The sequence below is a fragment of the Paralcaligenes ginsengisoli genome, assembly GCF_054781135.1.
Window position 1 is genome coordinate 239,091 of the sequence record NZ_BAAGUZ010000002.1, and the last position, 12,345, is coordinate 251,435.

8 protein-coding genes are annotated in these 12,345 nt (G+C 60.8%); 2 read left to right on the top strand and 6 right to left on the bottom strand.

Annotated elements, in window-relative coordinates; translation table 11 throughout:
* Positions 1–70: 70 nt before the first annotated feature.
* Positions 71–937 carry an ATP-binding protein gene (locus tag ACYVIS_RS01305; protein WP_232742345.1) on the top strand — a complete coding sequence of 289 codons (867 nt, stop codon included), beginning with the start codon at positions 71–73 and terminating at the stop codon, positions 935–937.
* Positions 930–1,901 carry a Nudix family hydrolase gene (locus tag ACYVIS_RS01310; protein WP_460873053.1) on the top strand — a complete coding sequence of 324 codons (972 nt, stop codon included), beginning with the start codon at positions 930–932 and terminating at the stop codon, positions 1,899–1,901. Before ACYVIS_RS01305 ends, ACYVIS_RS01310 begins: the two co-directional genes overlap by 8 nt.
* Here ACYVIS_RS01310 and ACYVIS_RS01315 read toward each other — a convergent pair.
* From ACYVIS_RS01315 to coaE, 6 genes are all read right to left on the bottom strand, one after another.
* Positions 1,883–3,337: an efflux transporter outer membrane subunit gene (locus ACYVIS_RS01315; RefSeq protein WP_460873054.1), complete on the bottom strand. Its 1,455-nt coding sequence runs from the start codon at positions 3,335–3,337 to the stop codon at positions 1,883–1,885. The genes ACYVIS_RS01310 and ACYVIS_RS01315 overlap by 19 nt on opposite strands.
* Positions 3,330–6,425, bottom strand: coding sequence for an efflux RND transporter permease subunit (locus ACYVIS_RS01320; protein WP_460873055.1), 3,096 nt, complete (start codon positions 6,423–6,425; stop codon positions 3,330–3,332). The genes ACYVIS_RS01315 and ACYVIS_RS01320 overlap by 8 nt, the downstream gene beginning before the upstream one ends.
* A complete protein-coding gene (locus ACYVIS_RS01325; protein ID WP_460873184.1) occupies positions 6,422–9,505 on the bottom strand; it encodes a multidrug efflux RND transporter permease subunit in 3,084 nt (1,027 codons plus the stop codon). The genes ACYVIS_RS01320 and ACYVIS_RS01325 overlap by 4 nt, the downstream gene beginning before the upstream one ends.
* A gap of 29 nt (positions 9,506–9,534) precedes the next feature.
* Positions 9,535–10,773, bottom strand: a complete 1,239-nt coding sequence (locus ACYVIS_RS01330) for an MdtA/MuxA family multidrug efflux RND transporter periplasmic adaptor subunit (RefSeq protein ID WP_232742340.1) — start codon at positions 10,771–10,773, stop codon at positions 9,535–9,537.
* A gap of 153 nt (positions 10,774–10,926) precedes the next feature.
* The gene (zapD, locus tag ACYVIS_RS01335; RefSeq protein ID WP_460873056.1) at positions 10,927–11,709 is read right to left on the bottom strand and encodes a cell division protein ZapD; all 783 of its coding nucleotides are present in this window, start codon (positions 11,707–11,709) and stop codon (positions 10,927–10,929) included.
* Positions 11,710–11,719: 10 nt separating this feature from the next.
* Entirely contained in the window at positions 11,720–12,331 is a 612-nt protein-coding gene (gene coaE / locus ACYVIS_RS01340) for a dephospho-CoA kinase (RefSeq protein WP_460873057.1), read from the bottom strand.
* Positions 12,332–12,345 lie beyond the last annotated feature (14 nt).

The window sequence follows — 12,345 nt, forward strand, 5'->3', positions numbered from 1 at the left end:
GCAATTCCTGCAAGACCAGGCATAAATTGGCGATAATAGCGGTTTGCCCCAATTCCATATGGAGAACTCAGTGAGTGCCACCGACTTAAGCACGCTTATTCAACGCGCCGAACGCGTACTGGCGCAATTAGAAGCGTGGCTTCCTCCGGCACCGCCGGAAACGGATTGGTCGGCGCATGCTTTTCGTTGGCGCAAACGCAGCAATCGCGGCTGGCTCGATGCCGTCAAGCATGTATCGCTCATCAACCTTGACGACCTGCAGCATGTCGAGCGCCAGAAAGGCATTATTGATCGCAACACGCAGCATTTCCTGCAGAAAAAGCCGGCCAACAATGTGCTCATGACAGGCGCCCGCGGCACCGGCAAGAGCTCGCTGGTCAAGGCCATGCTGGCCGCCTATGGATCACGCGGCTTGCGGCTCATCGAGGTCGACAAGGCCGATATGGGCGATTTGGGCGATATCGTCGACCTGGTCGGCCAGCGCAGCGAACGTTTCATTATCTTTTGCGACGACCTGTCCTTCGAGGAAGGCGAAGCCGGCTACAAGGCGCTCAAGTCGGTGCTGGATGGTTCGATCTCATCGTCGGGCGATAACGTGCTGATCTACGCCACGTCGAATCGGCGCCATCTCATGCCCGAATACATGAGCGAGAACCTCAGCGCTCAGCATCAGTCCGACGGCGAAATCCATCCCGGCGAAACGGTTGAAGAAAAAATCTCGCTGTCGGAACGATTCGGGCTGTGGCTGTCGTTTTACCCATTCAAGCAGGACGACTATCTGGACATTGTGTATTACTGGCTCAAAGAGCTCGGCTGCACCAATGCCGATATCGAAGCCTCGCGTACCGAAGCGCTGCAATGGGCGCTCGAGCGCGGTTCGCGTTCCGGCCGCGTCGCGCGTCAGTTCGCCCGCGACTGGTCGGCCCGTCATGTCTAAACCGCTCATCAATGTCGCCGCCGGCATGATCCAGCGTGCCGACGGCTCGCTGCTGCTGGCCGAGCGCCCCGCCGACAAGCCCTGGTCGGGCTGGTGGGAACTGCCCGGAGGGAAAATCGAGCCCGGCGAAACCGTGCTCCAAGCCTTGGCGCGCGAACTGAAGGAAGAGCTCGACATCGATATCACCGAAGCCACTCCGTGGATCACTCATGTGCACGAATACCCCAAGAACATCGTGCGCCTGGCGTTTTGCCGGGTTACCGCCTGGAACGGCACGCCCGTCGGGCGCGAAGGCCAGATCCTAGCCTGGGTCGACCCCCAGCAACCGATTACCGTAGGCCAGCTCTTGCCGGCCACCGAACCACCGCTGCGCTGGCTGCAACTTCCCGACCATTACCTGCTCACCTCCATCGAGCGCAGCGAGAATCTGCCCCGCTTCATGGACTTGCTTACCCAGGCCCTCAAGCGAGGAGTAAGGCTGGTACAGTTTCGCGAACCCGCCTGGTCGGCCCACGCCGCCGAGCACGAGGTCTACTCCGGGTTCAGGCAGGTATTGCAGCGCTGTCGTGAATTTGAAGCGCAGTGCCTCGTCAACAGCAGCCACCCGGCACCGTGGCGAACGCAAGCGGACGGCACACAGTGGCGCGCGGCAGATGCCCGGGCACTGGCCGAGTCAGGCAGCCCGGTTCCCGCACCGGGCCTGATTGGCGTATCGGCTCACACGCTCGACGACCTGGCTGCGGCGCGCGCACTGAATGCTGATTTCGCCGTCCTTGGACATGTGCTCGACACCCCTTCGCACCCGGACCGACCCGGCATGGGCTGGGAACAATTTTCCCGACTGGCCGAGCAAGCCGGACGCCCGGTATTCGCCATCGGCGGACAATCCGCCCAAACCGGGCCGATCGCACGGGAACACGGTGCACACGGCATTGCCGGCATCCGTCATTTGCTGCTCGCCTGATGATTGTCGGCCGGCTGGGGCACCTGCCAGCCGCCGCCCAGCGCGGCAATCAATTGCACGCTGGCCACCAGTCGAGCCGCTCTGAGCGCCAGCGCCGAACGTTCAGTGCTCAAGGCGGTGGTTTCAACCTGCGCAACACTCAGGTAATCGATTATTCCGGCCTGGTACTGGTTTTCCGTCAGGCGCAGGGATTCGCGCGCCGAGGCCAGGGCCCGGTCCTGGGTCTGCTGTTCCCGGGCCATCACGCTTAATTGCACCAGGTAATTTTCGACCTCCTGCAAAGCGCCCAAAACCGTCGAACGGTAGGCGGCGACTTGCGCATCGTAGGCCGCGCGCGACTGTTCAATATTCGCCTGGCGCGCACCGCCGTCGAACAGCGTCATGGCCAATGCCGGCCCCAGGGACCAGAAACTGGCCGGCGCCGCCAGCCATAGCGCCAACTGGCTATTGCTGAAGCCGCCGCTGGCGCTCAGGGTCAGGTCCGGAAACCAGGCCGCCTGGGCCACGCCGATCTTGGCATTGGCCTCGGCGGTGCGGCGCTCGGCGGCGGCCACATCAGGGCGGCGCTCAAGCAATTGCGACGGCAGGCCGACTGGAATTTCAGGCACGGTTCCCACTGTCTGGTCTGGAGCAAGCGCGAAACTCGACGGGGCCTGCCCTGTAAGCACCGCCAGCGCATGCTCGTACTGCGCGCGCTGCCATTCCAGCGCCAATGCGTCGGTACGCGCGTTCTCCAGTTGAGTGCGGGCGGCTTCCACATCGGACTGCGCCGCCACGCCCGCATGGTAGCGGTTCTCGGTCGTCGTCAGGGAACGCTGATAGGCGGCAAGCGTCTGGACGTATAGCCGTTTCTCCGCATCCAGCGCGCGTAAATTGAAATAGGTTTGCGCCAGGGTCGATTGCATGCTCAAGCGCGTTGCCGCCACATCGGCCGCACTCGCTTCAAGGCCCGCCCGGCTTGACTCCACCGAACGCCGCACCTTGCCCCAGATGTCGGGTTCCCAGCTTACCGCGCCGCTAAGCTCCGATTGGCTGCTCTTGCTGCTGCTGGAACCCGAACCGGTGTCGGGACTGCGGCTGCCGGAGCGCGTCGAAGACAGGCCCCCCGTTACGGTCGGGAAAAAGCCGGCCCTGGCGGATTTCACCAACGCTTGCGCCTGACGGTACTGGGCCTCGGCTTGCGCAATGTTCTGGTTGGATGCGAGCAAGCCATCCATAAGCCCATTGAGCACGGAGTCGTTGTAGCTGCGCCACCAGTCGGCACGCAAGCCCGTGTCACCAGGCTGCGCGAGTTTCCAGCCTTTTGCTTCTTTGTACCCGTTCCCCACGGAAACAGTCGGCCGCTGATAATTCGGCCCCACCGCGCACGCGCCGAGCAAAGCCGTCAGCACGACAAGCGCCGAATTTCTCAAGATTTTTTTATGCAAATTAACCATGTGCAGGCTGCCCCCGCTTGCGTTTGGCCCACAAACGGAAGCGATCCAGATATAAATAAACAACGGGTGTGGTGTAGAGCGTCAGGATCTGGCTGAGGATCAGGCCGCCGACAATGGTCAGGCCCAGCGGCCGGCGCAATTCCACGCCGGCACCCGAAGCCAGCACCAGGGGCAGCGCGCCAAACAGCGCCGATACCGTCGTCATCATGATAGGGCGAAACCGGATCAGGCACGCCTGGTATATGGCATCGCGCGAGGACAGGTTCTGCTCACGCTCGGCCTGCAGGGCAAAATCCACCATCATGATGGCATTTTTCTTGACTATGCCGATCAGCAGAAATACTCCGATCAGCGCAATCAGCGTAAATTGTTCGCCCAGCAGCATCAGGGCCAGCAAGGCACCTATACCCGCAGACGGCAAGGTCGACAGAATCGTAATGGGATGCACATAGCTTTCGTAGAGCATGCCCAGCACGATATACATGGTGACAAGCGCCGCCAGGATCAACCAGGGCTGCTGCGCCAGAGACTGCTGCAAAGCCTGCGCATCGCCCTGGAAGCCCGCCTGTATTTCCCGGGTCGGCAAGCCGCTGCGCGCCACTGCATTGTTGATGGCCTGAAGCCCCTGGTCCAATGCCACGCCGGGCGCCAGGCTGAACGAAACCGTATCCGCGGCGAACAAGCCCTGGTGCTGCACACTGAGCGGCGAATTGCCAACCTCGAAATGGGCAAATGCGGACAGCGGCACTCTGTTGCCGCCGGCCGTGACCACCTGCACCAGCTTGAGCGATTCGGCATTCTGGGCATAGCGCTGATCCAGCCCCATGACCACATGGTATTGATTCAGCCGCCCATAGATGACCGAGATCTGCCGCTGGCTGAACGAATTATTCAGCGTCGACGCAATCAGGCCCATATTGACGCCCAGGCGGGTTGCCGCGTCGCGGTCTATAACCAGATTGACCTGAGTTCCCTTGTCTTCGACGTCGGTGTCCACATCGACCAGTTCGGGCAAGCCGGCCATGATTTTCTGCACCTTGGGCAGCCAGGTCTTGAGCAGCCCCAGATCGCTGGCCATCAAGGTGTAGTCGTAGGACGCCGTGCTGGTTTGACGGCTGCCCATCCGGATGTCCTGCTGCGGCACCAGTGTCAGGCGCGCGCCGGGCACGCCCTGGAATTGGCCGCGCAGGCGATTCACAACCTGCGTTGCGCTGATCTTGCGGACATCCAGCGGCTTGAGTTGTATAAGCAGGAAACTGGAATTGCTTCCGCCGCGACCGCCGGCATAGCCGGTTACGCTTGCAACAGCGGGATCCTGCAGCAGCACTTTGCGAAAATCTTCCAGTTTGGGCAGCATGGCCGTAAAGGAGGTTCCCTGATCGACACGAAAGAATCCCAATAGCTGGCCGGTATCCTGCTGCGGGAAAAAGCCTTTGGGCACGATCTTGTACAAATACACATTGAGTCCGATCGTGATGGCCAGCAACAACATCATGAAGCGCCCATGCGCCAGCGCCCACGACAAGGATCTTTTATATCCGTCCCACAATACTTCGCCCACCGATTGAAAGGTCCGGGCCAGGCGGCCCGGCGGCTTTCGAACACGTTCCTGCCGGCGCAACAGGCGCGAGCACATCATGGGGGTCAGCGTCAGGGAAACCAGCAGGGACACCATGATGGAAGCCGACAGGGTTACCGCAAACTCGCGGAACAGGCGCCCGACTATGCCGCTCATGAGCAGAATGGGGATGAATACCGCAACCAGGGACACGCTCATCGCCAGCACGGTAAAGCCCACCTCCTTGAGACCGCGTATGGCCGCACGCACCGGAGGCGCGCCCCGTTCTATATGCCGGATGATGTTTTCAAGCACGACGATGGCATCGTCGACCACGAACCCCGCCGCCACAATCAAGGCCATGAGGGAAATGGTGTTGAGCGTGAAATTGAACAACAGCATCAGGCTGAAGGTGGTAATCAGCGATACGGGCACGACAATGCTGGGAATGAGCGCCGCGCGCAGATTGCGCAAAAACAGCAGCACCACCAGCACCACCAGCACCACGGCGATTACCAGAGTCAGCTCTGCCTCGTGCAGGGAAGCGCGTATGCTCGGAGTGCGATCCTGCGCCACGGTAAGCGTGACATTGGCCGGCAGCATGGCCTGGAAGCTGGGGATCTGGGCGCGAATCGCATCGACGGTCTCGATGATATTGGCATCGGACTGCCGCCGCACGATCAGTGAAATGGCTTTCTGATTGTTGAAGAATCCGGCATTGAAAAGATCCTCGACCGAATCCGTGACTGTGGCGACATCGCTCAGGCGTATCGGCGCGCCATTGCGCCAGGCCACGATCAGCGGCCGGTACTGCGCCGACTGGGTCAACTGATCGCCCGAATTCAGCAGCCAGTGGTACTGGTCGTTTTCGACCATGCCGTTGGGGCGCAGGCCATTGGCATTCACCAGGGCGGTACGCACATCGTCCAACGCCACTCCGGCGCTGTTGAGCGCCTGGGGATTCAGGTCAATGCGTATCGCCGGCAAGGAGCTGCCCCCGACATCGACCTCGCCCACACCCGAAACCTGGGCCAGCTTTTGCGCGAGAATGGTCGACGCCATGTCATACAGCTGCCCCTGCGTTACCGTGGGCGAGGTCAGCGCCAGGACCATGATGGGCGCCGACGCCGGATTGACCTTGTGGTAGGTGGGGTTGCTGCGCAGGCTTGACGGCAGGAGTGTGCGCGAAGCGTTGATGGCGGCCTGCACATCGCGCGCGGCGCTATTGATGTCGCGGCTCAAATCGAACTGCAGGGAGACGCGGGTGGAGCCCTCGGTGCTTCTCGAGCTCATGTCCGTGACCCCGGCAATCGAGCCCAGGGCCTGCTCCAGCGGGGTTGCCACGCTGGAGGCCATGGTTTCGGGGCTGGCGCCGGGCATGCTGGCGGAAACCGAAATCATCGGGTAGTCCACCTGCGGCAAAGGAGATACCGGCAGCAGGCCAAAGGCCAGCGCCCCCGTCAGCACCAGCGCCAGGCTCAATAGCGTTGTTGCAACGGGCCGCATGATGAACAGGGCCAGGAACCTCATGGCAAGGCCTCGTCCGGAGCCCTGTCAACCGCCGGCCTGGGCCGGAAACGACGCGCCAGGCGATCGAACGCCAGATAAATCACGGGAACAGTAAACAGAGTCAGCAACTGGCTGCACAGCAGGCCGCCTACCATCACCAGGCCCAGGGGCTGCCGCAGTTCCGAGCCTGCGCCCGTAGCCAGCATCAGCGGAATGGCGCTGAACAAGGCCGCCAGCGTAGTCATCAGGATCGGGCGGAAGCGCAGCAGCGCAGCCTCGTGTATTGCCGCCCTGGGGCTCAGGCCTCTGTGGCGCTCGGCATCGAGCGCGAAGTCGATCATCATGATGGCATTTTTCTTGACGATGCCGATCAGCAGAATAATGCCGATGACGCCTATCATGTCGAGCTCGGTCCGGCTGATCAGCAGGGCCAGCAGCGCGCCGATCGCGGCCGACGGCAAGGTCGACAGGATGGTGATCGGGTGGATGTAGCTTTCGTACAATATTCCCAGCACGATGTACATCGCCACCACGGCGGCCAGAAGCAGCCAAAGGGTGCTGCTCAGCGAGGCCTGGAACGCCTTGGCCGCCCCCTGGAATCGCGTATCGATAGAGGCGGGCAGGCCCATGCCGGCCTCGGCTTTCTGGATCGCATCGACCGCGTCGGACAAAGCCACGCCCGACGCCAGGTTGAAGGACACCGTCGCCGCCGGGAACTGGTCCAGGCGTTCGATGGACAGCAAGGTATTGGACTCGACGACGCGCGCCAGGCTGGTCAGGGGAACCGGGGTGCCGCCTGAGGTCGGGACGTAGATCTGCGCCAGCGCCGCCGGGCTCTGGCGATACTGCGGTGCGACTTCCAGCACGACACGATACTGCGACGATTGGGTGAAGATGGTTGAAATCAGCCGCTGGCCGAAGGCATCGTAGAGGGCCTCATCGATGGCCGCAGTGGTCACGCCCAGGCGCGCCGCCGCGTCGCGATCGATGACCAGCGAGGTCTGCAGGCCGCCATTTTGAAAATCGTCGGCCACATCCGTCAGTTGCGGCAGGCCTTGCAGCTTTTGCACAACCTTGGGCACCCATGTGCCCAGCACCGCACTATCGGGGTCCGACAAAGTCATCTGGTACTGGGTCCGGCTGACCTGATCGTCGATGGTCAGGTCCTGCACCGGCTGCATATAGACTTTGATCTCGGGTATATTTTTCAGCGCCTGATTCAGTCGCCCGATGATGGCCATGGCATTGTCGCTGCGTTCACCCGTGGGCTTGAGGGCAATCTGCAGGCGGCCCGTATTCAAGGTTGAATTGGTGCCATCGATGCCTATGAACGAAGTCACCGTGGATACTGCCGGATCTTCCAGGATTCGATCGACCGCCTGCTGCTGGCGCCGCGCCATGGACGGAAAGGAAACCGTCTGCGGCGCCTGGCTGATGGCCTGGATCATACCGGTATCCTGTTGCGGGAAAAAACCCTTGGGCACAAGCAGATACAACAGGCCGGTCACGGCCAGCGTGCCGACGGCCACCAGCAGGGTGATGCGCTGGTGCGCCAGGACGAAAGACAGGCCGCGATCGTAGCCGCGCACCAGGCCGTCGATCATGGCGCCGGTTTTACGCTGGAAACGGCCGAATTTCATCTCGGACTCGGGCTTGAGCAGACGCGCGCACATCATGGGCGTGAGCGTCAGGGAGATCGCCAGCGAAATCAGGATGGCCACCGCCAGCGTAATGGCGAATTCACGAAACAGCCGCCCTATTACGTCGCTCATGAACAGAAGAGGAATCAGCACGGCGATCAGGGACAATGTCAGGGAAACCAGCGTGAACCCTATCTGGGCCGCGCCCTTGAGAGCCGCCTTCAAGGCGGTTTCGCCGGCCTCGATGTGCCGCGCGATATTCTCGATCATGACGATCGCGTCATCGACCACAAAACCCGTGGCAATGGTGAGCGCCATCAGGGTCAGGTTATTGATGCTGAACCCGGCCAGATACATGATGCCGAAGGTGCCCACCAGCGACAAAGGCACCACCACGCTGGGAATGAAGGTTGCCGTCCAGCTGCGCAAAAACACAAAAGTCACCAGCACCACCAGCACTATGGCCAGCACCATCTCGAACAGGACATGGTTGATGGAATCACGAATGGTTTGCGTGCGATCGGTCGCCACGGAGACATCGACCCCAACAGGCAGAGACTGCTTCAGGGAGGGCAGCAGCGCCTTGATGCGGTCCACCACATCGATCACATTGGCCCCGGGCTGACGCTGAATATTCAGCAGCACCGCGGGCGTCTTGCCCACCCATGCGGCCTGGCGGATGTCCTGCGCATCCTGTACCGCCGTGGCCACATCGCGCAGACGCAAGGGAGCCCCGTTCTTATAGGACAAAATCAGCGAGTCATAGTCCTTGACGGAACTGAGCTGATCGTTGGCGTTGATCGTCGTGGAACGTTCCGGACCATCCAGGTTTCCCTTGGGCTGATTGGTGCTTGCGCTGGTGATGGCCGTGCGCACATCGGTCAGCGTCAGATTGTGCGATGCCAGTGCCTGTGGATTGACCTGTACGCGTACGGCCGGCCGTTGCCCGCCGGCGATGCTGACCAGGCCCACACCGGATACCTGCGACAGCTTCTGCGCCACACGTATATCGATCAGATCCCGGACCTGATACAAAGGCAAGGTGGGCGAAGTAATGGCCAGGCTTATGACCGGCGTATCGGCCGGATTCACCTTGTTGTAGGTGGGCGGCGTGGGCAGATCGCTGGGCAGCAGGTTCGAAGCGGCATTGATCGCCGCCTGCACTTCCTGTTCGGCCACATCCAGCGGCAAACCCAGATCGAACTGCAGGGTAATCATCGACGAGCCGCCCGAACTCGACGAGCTCATCTGGGACAATCCAGGCATTTGTCCGAACTGGCGTTCCAGGGGCGAGGTCACCAGAGAGGTCATCACTACCGGGCTGGCGCCCGGATACAGGGTTACCACCTGAATGGTCGGATAATCGACCTCGGGCAATGCCGATACGGGCAGGATCCGGTATGCGAGTATGCCGGCAATCAGCACGGCCAGCATTGCCAGCGTCGTGGCAACCGGCCGCATAATGAAAAGGCGCGATAGATTCACGGAAATCAGTGCCCAGTGCGGGTCCGGGAGCCGGCGGGAGCCTTCGGAGCAACAGCTCCTTTGGCCGGCGTGCCAGGCACGGCGGCGCCAGTCATGATCTCTACCTGGGCGCCCTCGTTCAAACGATCCAGGCCTTCTGTTACCACCTGCTGGCCGATCGTCAGACCAGACGTGACCGCAATGCTGCCGCCGTCGACGATTCCGGTCTTGATTGGCTGGATGTGGGCCTTGTTATCCGGCTGGATCACATAGACAAATGGCCCGATCGAACCTTGCTGCACCGCAATCGTGGGCACCACCGTCGCCTTGTCGTCGGTGCTGACCAGCAAATGCACATTGACGAACTGGTTGGGAAACAGGGACTCGTCGTCATTGTCGAATTTGGCTTTGAGCTTGAGGGTGCCCGTAGCCACGTCGATTTGATTGTCGATCGACATCAGCTCGCCGCTGGCAATCTTGACCTTGTCGTCGCGGCCGTACAAATCGACGGGAAGCTTGCTGCCTTTGTGCCATTCGGCCAGTACTTGCGGCAACTGTGCCTGCGGCAAAGTAAATACCACGGAAATCGGTTGCGTTTGCGTAATGACAACCAGACCGGGGGCGGTCGACGCGGAGATCAGATTGCCCTGATCAACCAGCCGCAAGCCCAGCCGTCCTGAAATCGGCGCGGTGATTCGTGTAAAACTCAGTTGCAGCCTGGCGTTATCGACAGCGGCCTGGTCGCTTTTCTGGGAACCCATGTACTGCTGGACCAGGGATGCCTGGGTATCCACCTGCTGCTTGGCGATGGAATTCTGCTTATATAGCAGTTGATAACGCTGCAGGTCGAGGCGCGCATTCTGCAACAGCGCCTCGTTCTGCTTTTGCTGGCCCTCGGCCTGTTCGAGCGCCACCTGGAACGAGCGCGGATCGATCTGCGCAAGCAAATCGCCCTGCTGCACTTTCTGCCCATCGGTGAACGCTATTTTCTGCAGTTCGCCGGCGACGCGGCTGAGCACGGTGACGGTATTGAATGCGGTCACTGTGCCGACGGCATTCAACGAATAATTGATGCGCCCTGTCTGCACCGTGGCTACCCGGACCGGCACCACATCGGAGGCCCCGCCTCGAGCCTTGCCGGCCGAACCGCCATGCTGTTTGTTGAAGGCCCAATACCCTCCCGCCAGCGCAACTGCAATGACAGCAACCCAAACCCAGGCTCGGGCGGGGCGATGACGATTTGGCTCGGAACCTGGCTCCAACATGCACTACTCTCCGTTTCGGGACGCGATAACCTCGCTATTCTCGCCGATTTGAAGCCTTCCTGAGCACAAATATTGGCCGCATGAAATGGAACGCAACAACTTATTTCCCTTGGCGCGACAAAGCCGTACAAAATTGCGCCCGCAGGGCCTGGCCTATACGTTGCAGCGTGACAACTTGAAAGGAATATCGCGTGTAACCGGCTGAGGCTTCAGATCGCTGTCCTGGGAAGCAAAGCGTATCCAGATCACGTACTTGTTGGCGCTCATTTCGGGGAATACCGCCAGCTCGGGATCAACCCAGACACGCAAAAGCTGAAAAGTCTTGCCGCTGAGCATTTCCTGGTAGGCCCCTTGCCGCGCTTCGAGATTGGCGACATCGCTGGATTCGCGCAACAGGCGCAGATTCAGGGAAAGGCCTTTGTACAGGGATAAAAACGGGCTTATCCATTGCCGCAAATCGCTCATGCGGGCTTCGTAGGGCTTGATTTGCCAGGAGAAATACGAAGGCATGTCGACCTGCGACGACCCGCCGGGCACGGATATCCGGCCACGCAAACTGGCCAGCCATTCGTTATCGCGCAGGACTTGCCCAACGCGCCCCTGGGAGCTGAGTTCGGCGCTGCTGGCCTGGATCTCGTTGAGCAGGGTGTCGAGGGTGTCGGGGTCGACTCCCGGATGCTGGCGCAGCGCATTGAGCGTGGCGCGCTGCCGCTCGAGATCTTGCAGGATGGAGCCCTTGAGATCGGTTCGATCGCAGATATCGAGCACATCGAACAGTGTCGCAACCGCCACCTGCTGATAACGCGCGTCGGAGCCTTCGGCGAAAAAAAACAGCCTGTTAAACAAATGCTCGACTCTGAGCAGAGCCCTAACGCGTTCATTGCAAGGATATTCGTAAAGAATCACGCGACCAAGAACCTTTTTAACAATCGGCACCGCTTACCGATCAATTCTGTTGTATTGCCCAAAAACACCAGCGTTCATGCACCTGGCGCGCACGCCGGGAGAGCTCTGCCAGTGTCGTCTGCGCATCGTTGAGTACGACGTCGTCGGCAAGCGCCAGCCTATCCTTACGCGAAGCTTGCGCTGACATAATACGCGCAATAGCTTCGGACGTCAGCCCATTGCGAGCCTGAACCCGTGCGATCTGGGTAGCGGGATCGCAGTCGACCACGCAAATCCGGTCGACGCGGTCGCGCCATCGCCCCGACTCCACCAACAATGGCACGACAAACACAAGATAACATCCCTGCGCCCGATCGGCACGCTCTTGTGTAACGACACTTATCATTGGATGAAGAATGGCTTCCAGCTGCCCGCGCGCGTCCGGACTGGAAAATGCCAGTTCGCGCATTTTTTTCCGGTCCAGCGAACCGTCGGCCGCAATCATTGCCCGCCCGAACCGGCGCCGGATGGGCTCAATGGCACCTCCCCCGGGAGCCGTGAGCTCATGGGCGATCACATCGGTGTCGATGACAGCGGCGCCCCATTCCTGAAAGAAATCGGCAACGCGGCTTTTCCCGGATCCTATGCCTCCGGTCAATCCTATCTTGTACATATGGCCTGGCCAGA